Source organism: Dyella sp., from assembly GCF_035503745.1.
Lineage (GTDB): Bacteria > Pseudomonadota > Gammaproteobacteria > Xanthomonadales > Rhodanobacteraceae > Dyella_B.
Genome location: NZ_DATJTC010000017.1, coordinates 98,649 through 116,301, shown reverse-complemented (window position 1 = coordinate 116,301; position 17,653 = coordinate 98,649). Strand labels below are relative to the sequence as shown.

15 protein-coding genes are annotated in these 17,653 nt (G+C 60.1%); 7 read left to right on the top strand and 8 right to left on the bottom strand.

Going from position 1 to position 17,653, the window contains the following annotated elements; all coding sequences use genetic code 11:
• The first annotated feature begins 240 nt into the window (after positions 1-240).
• Positions 241-1,398: an FUSC family protein gene (locus tag VME63_RS06515; RefSeq protein ID WP_325431472.1), complete on the top strand. Its 1,158-nt coding sequence runs from the start codon at positions 241-243 to the stop codon at positions 1,396-1,398.
• A 181-nt stretch (positions 1,399-1,579) separates the two neighbouring features.
• Here VME63_RS06515 and VME63_RS06510 read toward each other — a convergent pair whose 3' ends face one another.
• Positions 1,580-1,909 (bottom strand): hypothetical protein, encoded by a 330-nt coding sequence (locus tag VME63_RS06510; RefSeq protein ID WP_325431470.1) that lies wholly within the window; start codon positions 1,907-1,909, stop codon positions 1,580-1,582.
• 716 nt (positions 1,910-2,625) lie between these two features.
• On the opposite strand from VME63_RS06510, the gene VME63_RS06505 reads away from it, so the two are divergent.
• From VME63_RS06505 to VME63_RS06495, 3 genes are all read left to right on the top strand, one after another.
• The gene (locus VME63_RS06505) at positions 2,626-3,930 is read left to right on the top strand and encodes an ABC transporter permease (protein WP_325431468.1); all 1,305 of its coding nucleotides are present in this window, start codon (positions 2,626-2,628) and stop codon (positions 3,928-3,930) included.
• Between the two features lie 10 nt (positions 3,931-3,940).
• A complete protein-coding gene (locus VME63_RS06500) occupies positions 3,941-5,167 on the top strand; it encodes an ABC transporter permease (RefSeq protein WP_325431467.1) in 1,227 nt (408 codons plus the stop codon).
• A 1,105-nt stretch (positions 5,168-6,272) separates the two neighbouring features.
• The gene (locus VME63_RS06495; protein ID WP_325431465.1) at positions 6,273-7,799 is read left to right on the top strand and encodes a glycosyltransferase family 39 protein; all 1,527 of its coding nucleotides are present in this window, start codon (positions 6,273-6,275) and stop codon (positions 7,797-7,799) included.
• A 323-nt stretch (positions 7,800-8,122) separates the two neighbouring features.
• Here the strand turns inward: VME63_RS06495 and VME63_RS06490 are convergent, their stop codons facing one another.
• From VME63_RS06490 to VME63_RS06470, 5 genes are all read right to left on the bottom strand, one after another.
• On the bottom strand, positions 8,123-8,656 hold the full coding sequence (locus VME63_RS06490) for a dihydrofolate reductase family protein (protein ID WP_325431463.1): 534 nt from the start codon (positions 8,654-8,656) through the stop codon (positions 8,123-8,125).
• A 278-nt stretch (positions 8,657-8,934) separates the two neighbouring features.
• Positions 8,935-9,507: a hypothetical protein gene (locus VME63_RS06485; RefSeq protein WP_325431460.1), complete on the bottom strand. Its 573-nt coding sequence runs from the start codon at positions 9,505-9,507 to the stop codon at positions 8,935-8,937.
• Positions 9,508-9,566: 59 nt separating this feature from the next.
• Positions 9,567-10,388, bottom strand: coding sequence for an SPFH domain-containing protein (locus VME63_RS06480; RefSeq protein ID WP_325431458.1), 822 nt, complete (start codon positions 10,386-10,388; stop codon positions 9,567-9,569).
• 86 nt (positions 10,389-10,474) lie between these two features.
• On the bottom strand, positions 10,475-10,726 hold the full coding sequence (locus VME63_RS06475) for a hypothetical protein (RefSeq protein ID WP_325431456.1): 252 nt from the start codon (positions 10,724-10,726) through the stop codon (positions 10,475-10,477).
• Positions 10,727-11,057: 331 nt separating this feature from the next.
• The gene (locus VME63_RS06470) at positions 11,058-11,279 is read right to left on the bottom strand and encodes a hypothetical protein (RefSeq protein ID WP_325431454.1); all 222 of its coding nucleotides are present in this window, start codon (positions 11,277-11,279) and stop codon (positions 11,058-11,060) included.
• A gap of 466 nt (positions 11,280-11,745) precedes the next feature.
• Between VME63_RS06470 and VME63_RS06465 the strand changes: the two genes are divergently transcribed.
• The 3 genes from VME63_RS06465 (at position 11,746) to VME63_RS06455 (ending at position 15,276) form a co-directional block, all read left to right on the top strand.
• Positions 11,746-12,975 (top strand): DUF2235 domain-containing protein, encoded by a 1,230-nt coding sequence (locus tag VME63_RS06465; protein ID WP_325431452.1) that lies wholly within the window; start codon positions 11,746-11,748, stop codon positions 12,973-12,975.
• A 12-nt stretch (positions 12,976-12,987) separates the two neighbouring features.
• Positions 12,988-14,109: a hypothetical protein gene (locus VME63_RS06460; RefSeq protein ID WP_325431450.1), complete on the top strand. Its 1,122-nt coding sequence runs from the start codon at positions 12,988-12,990 to the stop codon at positions 14,107-14,109.
• A gap of 276 nt (positions 14,110-14,385) precedes the next feature.
• The gene (locus VME63_RS06455; RefSeq protein WP_325431448.1) at positions 14,386-15,276 is read left to right on the top strand and encodes an alpha/beta hydrolase; all 891 of its coding nucleotides are present in this window, start codon (positions 14,386-14,388) and stop codon (positions 15,274-15,276) included.
• Between the two features lie 16 nt (positions 15,277-15,292).
• Here VME63_RS06455 and VME63_RS06450 read toward each other — a convergent pair whose 3' ends face one another.
• Together VME63_RS06450 and VME63_RS06445 are read right to left on the bottom strand one after the other, a co-directional pair.
• Positions 15,293-16,411, bottom strand: coding sequence for a hypothetical protein (locus VME63_RS06450; RefSeq protein ID WP_325431447.1), 1,119 nt, complete (start codon positions 16,409-16,411; stop codon positions 15,293-15,295).
• A gap of 179 nt (positions 16,412-16,590) precedes the next feature.
• Entirely contained in the window at positions 16,591-17,637 is a 1,047-nt protein-coding gene (locus tag VME63_RS06445; RefSeq protein ID WP_325431445.1) for an alpha/beta hydrolase, read from the bottom strand.
• Positions 17,638-17,653 lie beyond the last annotated feature (16 nt).

Sequence of the window (17,653 nt, the reverse complement as noted above, 5' to 3'; positions counted from 1 at the left end):
ATCGTTTCGGCTTGGAAGGCTTAATAACAGAGAAGATGGCGTGCGGTTTGTATCGAAAGCAGACATGCTAGCGACTTGGCGCGACAGTGATAAGGTGGATGCAAACCACATGCCAATGCTGTCGAATCCGACTGCGGTAGCAGCGATCATCGACGCCGCGCGTGCTTCAGGTAAGGGGCCGCCAAAAGAGGGGCAGCGCGACGCTCAATAGGTGTTTGACTTGACGAGGTATCCTGCCGCATGAAGATGTCGATGTTACGCCGGTATTTTCGTCGTACAACTGGCGGCGTCGTTACGGAACTTCGTCTCGTCACCCTACGGGGCGATCGCGGAAAACTGTGTGCGCAAACGGTCGCTTCCGTTGTTTTTGCCGTGTATCTGGCGGATATTTTCAACCTCAAAGAGCGTTGGTGGGTGGCGCTAAGCGCCTATGCACTCATCAGAGCAAGCCCCACGGTGGTATTTCGGCGTTGCCTGGAGCGACTTGCTGGCACGGTAATCGGCGCGTCGATCGGCGTGCTGCTCGCAACCATGGCGTCTCGCCAATCCGGGCTGACCGTTGTAGCGCTTTCCTTCGTCTCCGGCCTTGGCGTTTACTGCATGCTTGGTTCACCCTATTCCTATAGTTGGGTTCTTGGAACCGTCACCGCGATTATGGTGCTCAGTGATGCTGTAGGCGTCGATTCGTCCCCCAGTCTTGCCGTGAACAGAGTCCTGGATGTTTCCGTGGGGGTTCTCGCAACGGCTACGATCTCGGCAGCGTCATTTTCCATTGAACGATTGCTTCGCCGCGGCCCTTCGTCAGTTAACCTTTCCGGGCCCTCAGAGCGAAGCTCCCGCGACTCTTTTACGCCACACGTCGCCGAATGCTCACGATCCACACGAATATGGCAGGCACTGCAGGGCGCCATCGCTATTGCGCTTATTGGTTCTGTCAACCATTTCCACGCGTTGCCAAATTTCGTGCAGTCGATGGTTTCGGTGATTGCCGTTCTACTTGTGTCACCACTCGTCTTGTTAAACGGCCACGTTGAAGAAGCGGTACACGTACGCATGTTTAATCGCCTTTTGGGCTGCTTTTGCGCCGTGTTGTTTGCGGCCCCGCTGTTACCGCTGATCGGTGATACTCCCTTCCTCTGTTTGCTCGTTTTGGGCACTGGAGTCTGGCTGGCCGCACATGTCCAGGCGGGATCGGGGGAAGTGAGCTACATAGGAACCCAATTCGGCGTCGGGTTCATCATGATTTTTGTACAGGATTACGCATGGTCAACAGACGCATCTGCCGCATTGCAGCGACTTTGGGGGATCCTTGTAGCACTGCTCATCCTCACCGCTACGATGGCAGCGTTTTCTGAGGTTGGCCGAAAGTTTAGGCTTCATGGCCGGGGAGATGTCTAGCAACGGTTGCGAGTATCGCGGCTCGTTTGGATCGAAAGATCCCTGCCTATCGCCTTGGCCACAGGCATTCGTTTCCTTAGCGCAAAAGAAGTGCCTGTCACTGGTCGCAAACGGCCATTTTCAATGAAACAGTCGGTCCTGCTCCTTCTTAGGGGACCCGGAGCAACCGATCGCTCAAGGCTCAGCTTTCGCTGTCCCAAAACACGTCTACCGCATCGCGATCCATGATGCCCCATATGGGCGTACCCAGTCGCACCAGGCCTGTACGTATGCGATGGGTGGATTCGTCGTACGCGGAAATGCGAAAGATCATCTGGTACTTCGAAGTGGTGAGCCACATCGACAGCGGGACAGATAGCCAGAAGGTGTTGGATTTCGCGTGCAGGATGCGCAAACCGTTGGAGTTGGCCCAGTCACTCAACAGTGCCCTGGCGTTCTGGTAATGACGCCAGCTCAGTCCGATTACTACGGCGATCAGAAGCAAAAAGAGCAGCGGTGTTGCTCTGGACATCGTGCCTCCTAGGGTTTTCCGTGCGGAGAGTATGCAGCTTTGTGCGTCTGCGCAAGTCGCCTTGCTGACTGAGACTGATGGTGGCGATTGCCGAGTTCCTGTCTGGGTCCAGGCTGCGTGAAAACGCAAGTTGACTATTGACGATGTGCCTCCTCCGCGAAATCTGACCGAGTTACTGACCTCGAGTTGGTCAGATGCACATCTACACCGCCGATTTTGATCAAGATCTGGGCCATGAAACATTCCGCTTTGTTTTTCACACAGCCTCGGTCGGGAGCGGACGTAACTATCCGCCGTATCCGTGTGACCCTGTGAAGCTCCGAAGGCTTTCTATGTGCCCCCTCGGCCAACTACCCCCACAGTTCTAAAATGCCATCGAATGACAGTCCGCGCATGTGCTACGGGCCATCCCCCATCTCGACATTTTTAAGGCAGACGACCAATCGTCCGACTGTCCGGGGACAGTGTCCGCGGACAGCGACCCGGTAACGCCCATGATTCGCAACTATCTGAATTAAAAAGACAAGTACGACACATTTAGTTGGCATGTCGTTTGCTGAGAGTTCTTCCAGCTGCACCGACCGCGGCCTGAGATACGGCGATGCCCTTAGGAGTCCGCATCAGACTTGCATGGCGCTTGAAACTCCAGCTTTTGCCAAGCGCATCACCGTAAACATTTCGCCGTTGCAAATTTCGATTATGGAGAGGGCAAAGGAATGTTCGCTTATTACCTTCGGCTTGGTCTGTGCAGCCTTAGGCGCAATCCATTGCTTACCTCACTCATGGTTGTCGCGATCGGCTTTGGCGTAGCGGCGTCGATGACGACATACGCAGTGCTCCGCGCTACGTCGAATAATCCAATTCCGCAGAAGTCGTCGCAACTATTTACGCCGCAAATCGACAACGCGGGCCCCTCAGACGACAACGGAGAACCACTCGACCTGATGAGCTACATCGACGCGATGGCGCTGATGCAGGCGCACCGTGCGAAGCGGCAGACCGCCCTGTATCCCATCGGCGTGTCGATTATTCCTCCCGATGCATCGCGCCTTCCTTTCCGGGAAACCAGCTATGCGACGTACGCCGGCACCTTTGCCATGTTCGATATTCCGTTTCTCTATGGCGCTGGATGGTCTACGCAGGAAGATCAAGCTCATGCGGCTGTAGCAGTCATAGGCCGTGCGCTTAACGACAAGCTGTTCCAGGGCGCCAACAGTGTCGGAAGGGACATCGTGCTGGATAGCCACAGCTATCGCATCGTAGGCGTGATGAACAACTGGAACCCGCAGCCCATGTTCTACGATGTGAAGACCTCCGGTGGGTTTGGCGATCCGACGCAGGTATTTATTCCATTTACGCGCGCCGTAGATTTGCAGATCCCTACCATCGGTGCCGATCTGTGTGCCACCAGTTCGAATGGGGGTTGGAATACGTGGCTGCGTTCCGACTGCGTCTGGATCAACTACTGGGTCGAATTGCCCGACAGGGCCAGCGTTTCGGCGTACCACGATTACCTGTACGGCTATGCCGCGGAACAGCAGCGTTCAGGGCGTTTCCAATGGCCGCCCAATATACGGCTGCGCAACATGATGCAATGGCTCGACTATAAGCAGGTCGTGCCCCCGGAGTCGAAAATTTCACTACTGGTTTCGCTCGGTTTTCTACTGATCTGCCTGGTCAACACCGTTGGATTGCTGCTGGCGAAATTCATGCGCCGGGCACCCGAGATTGGTGTTAGGCGCGCGCTCGGCGCATCGCGCAATGCAATCTACAAGCAATTCCTGATCGAGGCGGGCATGGTAGGGCTGGCGGGAGGGCTGCTGGGCGTGGCGATGACGGGTGTGGGCATGCTCGAAATCGGCCTGGTATTTGAGCCACAGATTGCGCGACTCGCCACCGTGGATAAGTCGCTGGTGGGTTTGACTCTTTGCGTCGCCGTACTGTCCACGGTGGTTGCGGCGTTTTATCCCACTTGGCGCGCCGCACAGGTGCAGCCGGCCTGGCAACTCAAGTCCAGCTGAGATGATGCGCATGTTACAGATCAAACCCATCCTGCGCGCCCTTAAACGGCACAAAGCCGGCACGGTCTTGATCGTGCTTCAGATCGCACTGACTCTTGCGATTGTCTGCAACGCGCTGTTTATCATCAACGAACGCGTTGCACGCATGTCACGTCCCACTGGCATGGATGAAAGCAATCTGTTGGTCATCCAGAACCACTGGGTAGGAGCGAGCGCCCAAATCATCCCTACCTTGACCAAGGCAGACCTTCTGACATTACGTCGGCTACCGGGTGTGGAAGATGCTACGCAGATAAACGCGTATCCACTGGGCAACAAGAGCACGACCGAAGGCATCCGCCTCGATCCCAACGTGAAGCCTTACATCAGCCTCGCCGCGGAGTATTTCGTTGATGATCATACGCTGACTACGATGGGTGTTCAGTTGGTTGCCGGGCGCAATTTCCGCGCAGACGAAATACACGCGATCGATCCTCAAATGGAGCGACCCGCTTCCGAAGTCATTATCACCGAGGCATTGGCCGACAAACTGTATCCAAGCGGCAATGCGCTGGGTAAACCCATATATATTGGCAATGACAGCCCGTCACCGAGCACCGTCATCGGCATCGTCGGGAGGCTCCAGGCCCCTTCTCCAAATACCAGCTTCGTTGACTGCGCCGTGTTGTTACCATCGTTGCTCGCAAACGACGACGGAAGCTACTTGATTCGCAGCAAACCCGGTCAACTCGCAACCATCGCCAAGGACGCACCTGCCGCCTTGATCAAACTCGACCGAATGCGCGTATTCTTGCCGGAGCATGGCATTCAAACATTCGACGTAGTGCGCGCTGAAGCGTACAAAAGCGATCGTGGGCTCGCCATGGTGCTCGGTTCGATCTGTGTGGTGCTGCTGATTATCACTGGCGCCGGCATCGTTGGCCTCACCAGTTTCTGGGTGGGTCAACGGCGAAAGCAAATCGGCGTGCGACGCGCACTCGGCGCCACGCGTGGTGACATACTCGCCTATTTCCTCACTGAAAACCTCCTGCTCAGCCTGATCGGCCTGCTGATAGGCACCGTGTTAGGCATCTGCCTCAGCGAGTGGCTGGTGATACGCTTCGAGATGCAACGATTATCTTTCCTTTACTTGCTAACGAGCTCTGTTGTGTTGCTACTACTAGGACAGGCGGCCACCCTAAACCCAGCATTTAAGGCTTCGCGCGTACCTCCAGTGGAAGCCACTCGTTCGGTATAACCGTATCGAGAGTGGCCACGTGCTTCCACTCGTGGCGGCTGGCGTGTGCTTACGGTATTCAAGCGCCATGTCCGCTCATGGCTGCCCATTCAGCCGGTCAACTGCTTGAGCAGGCCGTTCTCGTCGATCGGGTTTTTGGCCTTTTGCTGGTTCGCCAACGGGTGGCTAAGCGGCTCGCCGGGTAAATCGTGCTTGCGTGGACTCATGGTATCTGCGGGTCTGGCGGCAGACTCCTGCCAGGGATCCGCCTACACAAAGATCGGCAGCTCTAAGGGAATATCAGATGGCAATCAGTCAAACCGCTACTGGTTACTCTTTGTGGATGGTTAAAAGTCACTGGTCGGTGCCAGTGGAGCAATAATCAAAGAAGGTCCTAGCAAGCAGTCATCATTCGTCGAATGGAAATACACCGACGTCAACGCTATCAGGGTGAAGCAGCGAACGCAGCGGGATGGCTGCGTATTGGGGGAAGCGGCGACGTAGCCGTTGTTGCATTGGCGCAGGAAGCTACGAACAAAGATAAATGGGCTTCAGCATCCTGCGCTCGACACCCCGCCATCGATGACAAAACAGGTCAACCGATGGCATTGCCCGGCCACATGACGATACTACGGCCCTTGGTTCAACGAGATAGCCCTCTAATCGGCAGCGATCCTTTGACCAACGTCGCCAAACCAGAGCCGCACATTTTCGCGGCCAGGCATGTGGACAGCCCTGGCCTTCTTATCAATCAATCGTTTCCGGAACATCGCAATAAATGCTGTATTGCCCCGATCCAGCCCCCGGGGCGGCGCCACTGACGCTGCTCCGTTTTAACAGCCGCTCTTGATCCCCAACCGCTTCATCCAAGCATCGACCCGAAGGTGGCCCAACTCGATACGAAAACAACTGCCGGCTCTTGGCCTCGTGAACGGAGCGCAGCTGCGTGGCTCCGCATCGCTGCCGAGGGACTTGGTGAGCCGTCCAGCACGACCGCGAATGCCCATCGTTCGTCACCATCTAACCGCCTTTTGTCCCCAAATCAGCTCCCTCCGACCCAATGCAAAGGCATGGCGGCCAGTGACAGGCGAGCATTTGGGTTCAACCATTCAGGGGAAACTGCAACGTGCACAACAGCCACGCGCCCAAACTCACCACTGCAGACCTGATCCCCAAGAAAAGTATCGCCCCCGTACTCATTATTGCCGTCCTCTTTGGCGTCGCCCACGTCCTGACCAACGGTCAATACGGCTTCCACCGGGATGAACTGCAATTCCTGAACGACGCTCAGCATCTGGATTGGGGTTTTGTGCCCTACCCACCGCTGACCTCAGCGCTGGAGCATCTGGGGCTGAAGATGTTTGGCCTATCGCTGGTGGGGCTGCGTCTGTTCTCGGTAGTCGCCCAGGCGGTGGTGATTTTGATCAGCGGCCTTATGGCGCGTGACCTTGGTGGGGGCCGACTGGCTCAAGTCTTCACGGCGATCGCCGTTGGGCTGTCGCCGGCGCCCATGGGCAATGCCACCATGTTCCAGTACTCCTCGTTCGATATGTTGTGGTGGGTACTGATCGCCTGGAGTGCGATCCGCTTGCTGAGCGAGGACGAACCACGGTGGTGGGTGGCGACCGGCCTATTTGCCGGGCTTGGGCTACAAACCAAATACTCGATAGCGTTTGAGCTTGTGGGCGTGCTGGCTGGCGTGCTGTTTACTGACGCACGGCGATACCTCGCCAGCGGCTGGCTATGGGTTGGCGCGGCCGTAGCGCTGCTGGTGTTTGCCCCAAACTTGGTCTGGCTTGACAGGCACGACTTCATTTCCTATCGATTCCTGCAAAGTATCCACATGCGCGATGTCCATGAAGGTCGCGCGGACGGCTTCCTTCGCAACCAATTCCTCATCAACGCCAACCTGTTTGCTGCGCCAGTCTGGATCGCGGGCCTGGCTGGGTACCTGCGCGCGCCCCGCTACCGAATGCTCGCCTGGATGTATATCACCCCGCTGCTTTTGTTCCTGGTTTTGCAGGGTCGTTTTTATTACGTCAGCGCGGCGTATCCGATGCTGCTGGCCATGGGTTCGGTGATGGGGGAGCGGTGGCTGCGCACCTTGCGCCCCCTATGGCGAGTCACGACGGCGGCGTTGATGTTCAGCGGTGTCGCGATTATCGGTACCTACGCGGCGTTAATCATCATGCCGATGGCATCAGGCGGTCCATTGCTGGACTTCGCGTTGAAGAGGAACGGCGATCTGCGTGAGAAAATCGGATGGAACGAACTCGTTGCACGAGTCGCCACGATCCGGGATGCTCTTCCCGCCGAGCAACGGGTCGATCTGGGCGTCGTGGTAGGCAACTATGGCGAGCAAGGCGCGATCGCTTTGCTCGGCAAGGCCTATGGCTTGCCACCACCGATCACCATGGCCAATTCCGGATGGTTGCGTAGCTATCCACGGACGCCGCCACGCACCGTCATCGTGCTGGGAAGTTCACGTGAGCGCGCTGATGAACTCTTCTTCGATTGCCGCCTCGCGGGTCACTCAGGTAACGCGCTAGGCGTCATCAATGAAGAAAGCAGAGATCATCCCGACATCTTTGTCTGCGGCAGCGCGCGCAAACCGTGGCGCGAGCTTTGGAGTCATGGACCCGAATTTGAATAGCATGCACGCCGGTAGTCGTGGCAACAAGGCGCCGTGAGTTCAAGGACAGGCGCTGGCATTCAAGAGTCCGCTTCGGGTCGGCAAAGCGGAGATACTCGATGGTTAACAGGCTGTGCTTGCCATGGACTGACCCGCATTAGCGGGTCAGATGTGAAGCCAGCTTGCTCACCTTGCGCGAGATCTGATTGCGTCGCAATTGGGTGCGGCATCAAGAAACGACACGGGGAATGGGACATGGAGAGTGGGGAATGGTGATGAAAACCTGGGTGTCTGCTTTTGCGATACCCGATGCGCCGGCCTCATCCGTCAGGCGCGACGTGCCATTAAGCTGGAGCGTAGGTCAACCTGATTACGTCCTCGCCGATTAAATCGCTTGCCACCAGCCGCAGTGGCGGCTGAGGGCCCATGAAGAATGGCGTGCCATGACCAAGCACGACGGGGCGGAGGTAGAGTCGATACTCATCGATAAGACCTAGGTCGGTCAGGCTTCGTGCCAGGTCCGGGCCGGCAATGTCGATTTCCCCCGCGCGCTCGGCCTTCAGTCCACGTATCGCCGTCTCGATATCGTCGGCAACAAGGATGGCGTTGGGGCCTACTGATTTAAGCGAGCGCGACACGACCCACTTCGGCTGGCTTCGCCACACCGCCGCAAAGTCGTGATCCTCGGCATCCCATTCGGGCTTGTCTTCGTCCCAATAACGCATGATCTCGTACGTGCGTCGTCCGTACACCAGGCCTGTCAGGCCACGCACGTGCTCGAGGAAGTGGCGAGAGACCGCTGGTCCGGGCGGCCCTAATTTCCGGTGGTCGACATAGCCATCCAGGGATTGTGACAATCCGAACACAAGCTTTGCCATGGGAACCCTCTACTTGAGCGTTTTCAGGAAAGGGGTAGCGGGAGTGCCTTTGAGCCGGCCCCTTCATTACGACGACGAGTGGCGAAACCCCAGCTCGACAAGATGCCCAGAAAATTGTGCTTTTCCGCATTCGCCATGCCGCCTTTGCATCGGCTTGCTTGCTGGGCCAGGCCACCCCGGGAATCATGAGCATTTGCGGCTTACAGTTGTTCGCCATAGACGTTTTACGCACCTATGGGTCCGAAAATCCGCCCTGCACGAAAAGCCTCACCAACCTGTCAACCGCCCTCGGCAAGCACCGAAAGGATCTGATTACGTTGCTGCAAGCCTGAAGCGATCTCGCTGGCCTTCAGTAAGGCCGGCACCTGGTCAATGGCTGCGGTAGCGTCGCCGATGGCGACCACGGCGTCGCGCAATTGCATGACATGCAATACGAGCGTGCTGTCGGCGGCCACCAATTTTTCCAGTGTTTCAGCCTCGTTGCGGTGACGTTGATGGATGCGGTCCATCTCCGGTACGGCCGCGGTGCGAATTGCGGTTTCCAAGCTTTCGATATCGCGGCCCAGGCGCTGCAGGGCTTGCGCCTGGCCCACTGCACCGGCATCGGGAAAAGGATGCTCGCGTGTCGGCGGCGGGAGGTGCGTGCGGCGGTAATCGGCTTCCAGCACAGCCAGGTGCGCACGGCATTCGCCGAGCCAGTCGCTGAGGCGGCTGCGGATCAGCAGGTCGTCGGCGCGCAGTTGATTTTCCCGTCGGTAAAAGTTGTAGCCCCAGCCGTAAAAAAGGTTGGAGAGCACTTGTTTGGCGATGCCGGCATCGTCGATCGGGTTGCCGCTTTCTTTCAGTTCCATCGTTTTTCCCCGCTGATGAAGCAGCCGCGCCATGGCTGGCGCGGCCATGCACATGGGCGTCAGTCGGCGCCGGGAATCGGGAAGGTGCCCACGGTGCCGCCGCCTATGAAGAACGGTTGGCCAACGGCCATGTTGGGCGCGGAGACGAGGCCTTTTTCGGCCATCTTGAGCGCGACGTAGTAGCGCACCGCATCAAGCTCGGACAGCCCGAACGCGCGCAATGAAATGAGTTCGCGCATGCGATCGTCCTTGGGCAGGATCAGTACCTTGGCATCGTTCAACGTAATGCCATACACGCCGAGGAACGATGCAAGGTGCTCCTTCACCAGCTCCACGATGTCGTGGATATGTTCGTTGATTTTCTCCATCGGCGTAACCTGGATGATCTGGTTGATCGCCTGCTCGACCACCGGACCGGCATAACGCGCCACTTCATCGGCATTGATGGCGTGGCCGGAGAAAGGCATGTGTGTGGTGAGCTTAAGTGCGTCTTCCTTGGTGTCGATGTGGATGTAGTACTCCACTTGATACGACATTTCGGCCATCTCGGCGGAACTGGCGATACCGGTGCTGCGAATAAGCAGTTTGGCGCGGTTGACGTAAAGCACTTCGTATTGCCACGGCGAGTTGCCGCCGAAGAAGCCGGTCACGAAACCGCCGATCAGCGGCTTGTCCGGCGTTTGGATCGGGTATTGGCCGGTGTCGTACACATTAAGCACGGCTCCGCGCGATTTCAGCACGGCAAAGTGATTGGCTTCGACCGTAAGCAGGCTGCCCGATACCAGGCTTTGATCCGGGTAGTGCCATGCAAGCGTTTCCGGCCCCATCACGTCCGTGCCGTCTTCTTTGAGCGTTGAGACTACCTGTCGCGTAAGTGCCATGAACGTCGTCCTCGTCGATGGTGAAAGCACCCTGCTTATGCGGGGCTAGGAATAGGTATGCCGTGGTGGTGGCAACGGAAGGTGGATCAGGCGCTGTGTTTGGTGCCTCGCGCATGGGCGACCCATCGCATGCCATTGGCCACAAGCAGGAAAATGCCGAACCCGGCAACGGTCCAGGCGATCCAGGCAATGCCCAGCCATGGCGCCATGCCGATGATCATCGGCCGCAGGCTGGAGAACAGGCTAATCAAGCCCAGCGCAAGGGCGGCAGCGCCAACCGCTTGCACGGCAAAATATTGCGGCGGGAATGACGCTTTGACGCGGTTATTCGGTTCCATCCCGTTTTCTCCGTATCGCCTTCGCTCTTGGGTGAGCGGGCCGCGTCAACTTATCCGATGCCGCCGGTTACATACAAGTTGAAAAGGGCACCCTGAATGATTTTTTCGTGGGCGTCCCGGACGTTCGCATAGGATCGCGAAGCTGGATACGGCATGAGCTGGCTGCCTGTTGGGTGCCGCGTAACCGGCCTGATCGGTGAGGACCACCCTGCCAGTCACGCTGGTGTATTTGATCCTCCAATTCGTCTTGGTCGCCGTAGCAGGCACTGCGCCCACCGCCGCCGGATCGATGCGCCAACTGCCATCATCCGCCGCGAGCGCCTTGCCCAGGTCATGGAGCAATCACATCGTGCTCGTGATCGGCGTTCATTACACCGGTCTTCAGCAACTTCTTCGGGAGATAGACGCAGGCTCCCACCATTTCAACGCGAAGCGTCGTTTTCGCCGCGCCAGGCTTGGAGGCACTCGCCTTGTTGCCCTTGTGCGCGAGATGATTCGCAATTTCCCATCGCGCCGCGAGGTGGCCGTCACCTTTGACGACCAAGTCGCGCATTCGTCCCGCATCCTGTGCAGCGGTGGTTGGGGATACCGGTAACGCCGCGCCTTGGCGATGACATCGACCATGCCCTTGAACTCGCCGTAAAGCGCGATCGCCCGATTGCCAAGGGCCGCCACGGGCTGCTGAACCCAGCGCCGGGTGCCGGCGCGCAAGCCCTGCCGCCAGCTTGACGCGACCTACACGCAAAAGGAGCACAATGACGGCCGTGCAGTAAAAGATGCGCCACAGGGGGGGCCGCAAGCCCTGGCGTCCAGCAAGGCAGGCTTTCGCATCTGGGACAGCGCAGATATGTCTGTTTTTTCCACGCGCATGGTCGCGACGGGTTTGCTCGTTACGTCTGCGCGTGTGCGTTCGCCCCAACCCACCGCCCCCAAGCCTGCCGTGCGCCTGGCGCGACGGCATCGCAGTCCTTTGCATCCGTGCCAGGCGCTCCCGTTGGTTTCGCATGGGGGCACAGGTTATGGCGAAGACGATCGTTTTTTGCGCGGATGGTACCTGGAACGGACCCGGGCAGCCCGATGACACCGGACAATCCTCGGGCACGACCAATGTCCTGAAACTGTTCCTGTCGCTCAAGGGCACTGACACGCCCGATACCGTGATGCTGGGTGACGAGCAGGAGAAAACCTTCACCGACGACACAGGCCTGCGGCAGGTCGCCAAATACCTGCATGGCGTGGGCGACTCGCGCAACGTCCTGGTACGTTTGATGGGCGGTGCGCTGGGCGCGGGCACCATTACGCGCATCGTGCGCGGCTACACCTATGTGTCGCGCAACTACGCACCGGGCGACCAGATCGTGCTGGTCGGCTTCAGCCGCGGTGCCTATACCGCCAGGGCGCTGGCCGCTTTCATCGTGAGCCAGGGCTTGCTCAACCCCGCGCTCGGCCTGGACGACAAGGAGAATGCGTATCGGCTGGGTGCGGCGGCGTGGTATGCCTTTCGCAGGCAGGCCAACACCGACGTGTCTTGGCTTGGCAAGTTCGAAAACCTCATCGCCGACCTGCCCGGCTTCGTCACGCGCCCGCTGCCGGCGGGCAGCTTCGTCGCACCGGTGTCCATCCATGCGGTAGCGGTGTGGGACACGGTCGGCGCCCTGGGCATTCCCCAATACGCGGTGGATGGCGACCGGCTCGATACGTTTCAGTTCGCGACGAACGATCTCAGCGGCCAGGTCGCCTATGGCATCCACGCGATCTCCGTGGACGAAGAACGCCGCGACTTCACCCCCACGCTGTGGAACGATCGCGCCAATATCGTGCAGGCGCTGTTTGCCGGCGCGCATGCGGATGTCGGCGGCGGCTATCCGTCGGCGCTCAATCAAAGCGGCCTGTCGGATACGTCGCTGCAGTGGATGCGCACGCGGTTGAGCGATCCGCCGATCGGCCTGCTGATGAATGGCCCGGTCGATCCGTTCAATGCCGACGCGCTGGGCGTCTCGCACCAGCCGTGGACGCAGATGCCCTGGAACATCCCCAATCCACCCGGCGCACGCACCGCGATGGCGCGCGATTTTTCCAGCGTCCCGCATTCATCCACGCTGGGCCTGCATGTATCGGTCACCCATCGCTGGGGACAGAACATTCAGTGCGGGCCGGGCGCGCCGATCACCCGCTATGCGCCGGCAAACATCGCGCCGCTCTTCGATGGCGCCAACAAGGTGTTCGGCAACGTACGCGTCTATCCGTGATAGGAGCCGAACATGCCCGACACGCCCATCGACAAGTCCGTCATTCTGCTTGTGCTGGTACTGCTGGCCACCATCGTGCTGGCGATGCCCGCGCTGAGATACATCTGCACCGGCTGGGAAGCCAGGCGCGCGGACATCATGGATGCGCTTAGCCCGAAGTCGCGCCTGTGCTATTTCGACATGTTCGACCGCAACCAGAACCTTGACGAGAACCAGGCGCATGCCGAACTGGACCGGTTCTATATCCGCTGGTACGGCCGGCGGCTGTATCTGATCCCGGTAGCGCTGTTGCTGGCGACCACGCTCATCGTCACCTATCTGGTCATCAGCAGCGCCCTGGCGCTGTACGACGGCGGCTCGCTGAGTGCGTCCGGCGCCGTCACGCGCGGCCGCTTCGCGGACCTGGCGTGGATACCGGTGCCGCAACTGGGGCTGGCGGCACAGGCCGGCGCATACATGTGGGTGGTCAACGACTTTACCTCGCGCGCCAGGCGCCTGGATTTCGCGCCGTCGGACGTGCATTGGGGCGTGCTGCGCCTGGCGATCGCGCTGCCGCTGGGCTGTTTCGTGGCGCAGGTCATTCCCGATGCTTTTTCCGGGTGGCGTTCGTTCGTGGCGTTCGGCGTGGGCGCGTTTCCGCTCAGCGGCCTGCTGAGCATTTTCCGCCGCATGCTGCTGACCCGGCTGGGCATCAAGGACGACGTGACCACCGACAACGACATCATCAAGCTGCAAGGGATCAACGCCGGCATCGCCGAGCGGCTTGCCAACGAGGGCATCACCACCATTGCGCAGCTGGCCTATTGCGATCCGATCCGCATCACCATGCGCTCGAGCTTGTCGTTCAATTTCGTCATCGACTGCATGAACCAGGCCCTGGCCTGGGTTTATCTGGAAGGCGGCATGAATGCCATTCGCGCGTTCGGCTTGCGCGGCGCGGTGGAAATAAGCCACCTGCAGAGCAGCCTGGAAAGCGGCGATGCCGGCGACGTGGCCGAGGCCGAGGCCGTGCTCGCTTGCGCGGCGCGCGCCACCAGGCAGGACCGGGCGACCCTGCGGCTGGTCTTCTACGAAATCGCGCGCGATCCGTTTACTGAGTACCTCTCCACCATCTGGGAAGGCCCGGAAAGGTAGTTCCCGGCATGGACCGACTGGAAGCGATGGCCATCCATTTGGCGGCGATGGGCACCGGCAGCCTTCCGGCGGCCGGCCACCGCCGGCCCGCGCCACGGCACTACGCTACGTAGCGCCAACAGCGTAGGCTTCAAATGCAGCATCCCCAGGTGGGCTTACCTTGGCCGTCGGCATCCTGTGCCGGGCGGGAGGCGCCCACCCCCCATGCCGTCAAAAAGAACACCATCTCCCCGCCTTGCGCCGTCGGCGCAGGCGGATGTTTACGGAGGCCAGAGCATGCGTTTTGAACAAACCGAGCTGCTGAATATCGCCTTCGAGATGGAAGGCGCGCCCGATGCCCCGCCGGTGTTTTTGCTGCACGGCTGGCCGGATGCGCCGATCGGCTGGAAGCCGGTTGCCCAGGCTTTGCAGCAGCGCGGGTTCCGCACCATCGCGCCGTACTTGCGCGGTTCTCATCCCACCGCATTTCTTTCGCACGACACGCCACGCTACGCGGTCTCCGTGGCCATGGCGCAGGACGTGATCGACCTGGCCGACAAACTGGGCATCGCGCGCTTTCATGTCATCGGCCACGATTGGGGCGCACGCACCGCCTATTCGCTGTCGGTGCTGTTTCCCGAGCGTGTACAGGCCATCGTCACGCTCGCGCTGCCCTATCAGCCGCGCGGCGAATTCCAGCTGCGCAGCTTCGATCAGGCCAGGCGGTACTGGTATCAATTTTTTCAATGCACCGAAGCCGGTGCCGATGTCGTGCGCCGCGATCCGGTCGGCTTCGCGCGCGTGCAATGGGAAACCTGGAGCCCGGCCGGATGGTTCACGGAGGAAGATTTCAAACTCGCCAGCGAGCATTTCGATAAACCCGATTGGGTGGAAACCACCTTGAATGCCTATCGGTCCCGCTATCTTCCCGCCGAGGCGGTCGATCCTCGCTACGACGCACTTCGGGTGCGTTTGCGCAGTACGCGGGAAGTTCTTGTTCCCACCACCATGATCCAGGGCGGGGAAGACTATTGCGACCTGCCCTCGTCTTCGGAAGGACAGGAAGCGCATTTTTTTGCCGGCTACGAACGCATCGTGCTAGCCGGGGTCGGCCACTTTCCGCACCGCGAAGCGCCGGCGGCGGTGGTCCAAGCCGCGTTGCGGCGATTCGGCCCGGCGCGCGGCTGAGCCGCGGGCGGCGGCTTCAATGCACGATCAAACGCCGCGACCACGCGCCGATGCGGCGCACGGCGTCGCGCGTGATCGAACCGTGCGACTGGCTATGCAACAAGCGTTGACTGACGATACGCAACACCTGCGCCATCAGCATGCATTCGTCTTCGGGTTTGAGCATGCGTGCCGCCACATCCGCGCTGTTGTCGCCGGACATGTCGAACTCGCGCGCGTTCAGGCCGCACGCATCCGCCAGCTGGCGGTTGATATCGGTGAAGTGCTGCATCAAGGTCATGCGCTGCCGCGGTGACAGCGCCGCATCCAGCGGCACGTCGCTGGCCACGGCGTCTTCCGCGCGCAGCCACGCCAGCAGGCTTGCGCGCAGATGGTTGGCCTGGTGGTAGGTCTCCGGCTCGCCCTGCTGCACGGCTTCGCGCCAAGTGGGCAGAAACTGGTTGATGCCATGCAGGATGCGCGCTTCGTACAGGCTGATGCGCTGATTGATGCGGCCAACCGCTTCCCATTCGGCAAAGTTGGCATGCGCAAGGCCAATGCAATCTAGAAAATCGCGGGTCAAATCGTTCCGGCATGCGCTGGCGTACGACCGCACCGTTACCGCATCGCGGCCGAATACGGCCTGCCAGTCTTCGACGATGCGCAGCGGATTGAAGCGGCGAACGTCCGGCGAAATGCGCTCCAGCGGAATCCAATCGCGGCTGCCGCAACACAGGTCGGTGGAGAGTGCGCTCAAGGCCAGCTCGTCCTGCCGCCGTACATAGAAGATCACCTGCACCGAGTGCTGCGACAAATGACCGGCCAGTTCGCCGATCGCCTCGCGGTCGAAGCGCGAGGACATATGTTCGGCACTGAGCAGCACGCGTTCGCTGTGCGTGCGCGCAATCACCTGGTTGAGATGCTCCATCAGCAGTGCCGCCGGCCGGCGGGAAGACAACGCAATGAAGTCGCATCGTTCGGGCGGCAGGAACGCCGCCGCGATGGGATGGTGCGCGGCTTGCTGCAGCAGCAGGCCGTCCGTGGGATAAAGCAGCCCGTACTTCTTGCGCAGCACATTCGCATTGGCTTGCAGCAGGTGCTGCAGGTAAGTGGTTCCGGTCTTTTCACTTCCGATGTGAAGAAGGACGTGCGCCACGCATGTTTCCTCTTTCAATGATCCACGGAGCGCTGACATCGCCCCAACGATGTCAGCCTGGCGTAAGGATAATGTAAGTCGGGAGGAAAGCTAGGCGTAAGGGTTGTCAAATCGGCGCGTAATATCCTGCGGTGAAGCGAAATATTGCGTGCTGTTCATCAAGATGCGCGGCGTTTCGCTTAGAAGCGGTCGACGTCGATGATCGCCTGGGCAAAGTCGCGCGGCGCTTCCTGCGGCAAGTTGTGGCCGACGCCGCCGCCGACCAGGCGATGCTCATGCTTGCCGGTGAAGCGTTTGGCGTAGGCGCCGGGGTCGGGGTGCGGCGCGCCGTTTGCATCGCCTTCCAGGGTGATGGTGGGTACGCCGATGCCCGGCAGGGCGGCCAGCTTCTGTTCCAGTTCGTCGTACCGCGCCTCGCCTTCGGCCAGGCCCAGCCGCCAACGGTAATTGTGGATGGACACGGCCACGTGGTCGGGGTTGTCCAGCGCGGCGGCGGAGCGTGCGAACGTCGTATCGTCGAAGCGCCACTTCGGCGACGCGGTTTCCCAGATCAGGCGGGCGAAATCGTGGGTGTACTTTGCATAGCCTGCTTCGCCGCGCGGCGTGGCGAAATAAAACTGGTACCACCACTGCAGCTCCGCTTTGGGCGGCAGCGGTGCACGGTTGAGCGGCTGGCTGCCGATCAGGTAACCGCTTACCGACACCAGTGCCTTGCAGCGCTCGGGCCACAGCGCTGCCATGATGTCGGCGGTGCGCGCACCCCAGTCGAAACCGGCGACGATGGCCTGCTTGATCTTCAACGCATCCAGCAGCGCGATGGCATCCACCGCCAGCGCCGCCTGCTGGCCGTTGCGCTTGGTGTCGATGGAGAGGAAGCGCGTGTCGCCGTAGCCGCGCAGGTACGGCACGATCACCCGGTAACCGGCAGCGGCGAGGATCGGCGCCACGTCCACGAAACTATGGATGTCGTAGGGCCAGCCGTGCAGCAGCAACACCGGCTTGCCGTCGGCCGGGCCATCTTCGGCATAGGCCACGTCCAGCACGCCGGCCTTGATGTGTTTCAGCGCCTTGAACGAGGTGTGCCCGCCGATGGCGGCACTCTTGCCCGTTGCCGGCGCGGCCGCCTCGGCATGGGCCAGGGAGGCCAGCCCGAACGGAACGACCGCCAGGCCCACGGCCGATACGGTAAGAAAGGTTCTACGCTGCTGATCGATTTGTTCGGACACGGCACACTCGCGGTGG

Excerpts from the sequence above, each read along its gene's own strand:
- VME63_RS06505 (WP_325431468.1), top strand. The coding sequence starts at position 2,626 with ATGTTCGCTTATTACCTTCGGCTTGGTCTGTGCAGCCTTAGGCGCAAT.
- VME63_RS06515 (WP_325431472.1), top strand. The coding sequence starts at position 241 with ATGAAGATGTCGATGTTACGCCGGTATTTTCGTCGTACAACTGGCGGC.
- VME63_RS06485 (WP_325431460.1), bottom strand. The coding sequence starts at position 9,507 with ATGGAACTGAAAGAAAGCGGCAACCCGATCGACGATGCCGGCATCGCC.
- VME63_RS06490 (WP_325431463.1), bottom strand. The coding sequence starts at position 8,656 with ATGGCAAAGCTTGTGTTCGGATTGTCACAATCCCTGGATGGCTATGTC.
- VME63_RS06510 (WP_325431470.1), bottom strand. The coding sequence starts at position 1,909 with ATGTCCAGAGCAACACCGCTGCTCTTTTTGCTTCTGATCGCCGTAGTA.
- VME63_RS06480 (WP_325431458.1), bottom strand. The coding sequence starts at position 10,388 with ATGGCACTTACGCGACAGGTAGTCTCAACGCTCAAAGAAGACGGCACG.
- VME63_RS06500 (WP_325431467.1), top strand. The coding sequence starts at position 3,941 with ATGTTACAGATCAAACCCATCCTGCGCGCCCTTAAACGGCACAAAGCC.
- VME63_RS06455 (WP_325431448.1), top strand. The coding sequence starts at position 14,386 with ATGCGTTTTGAACAAACCGAGCTGCTGAATATCGCCTTCGAGATGGAA.
- VME63_RS06470 (WP_325431454.1), bottom strand. The coding sequence starts at position 11,279 with ATGCGCGACTTGGTCGTCAAAGGTGACGGCCACCTCGCGGCGCGATGG.
- VME63_RS06475 (WP_325431456.1), bottom strand. The coding sequence starts at position 10,726 with ATGGAACCGAATAACCGCGTCAAAGCGTCATTCCCGCCGCAATATTTT.
- VME63_RS06460 (WP_325431450.1), top strand. The coding sequence starts at position 12,988 with ATGCCCGACACGCCCATCGACAAGTCCGTCATTCTGCTTGTGCTGGTA.
- VME63_RS06465 (WP_325431452.1), top strand. The coding sequence starts at position 11,746 with ATGGCGAAGACGATCGTTTTTTGCGCGGATGGTACCTGGAACGGACCC.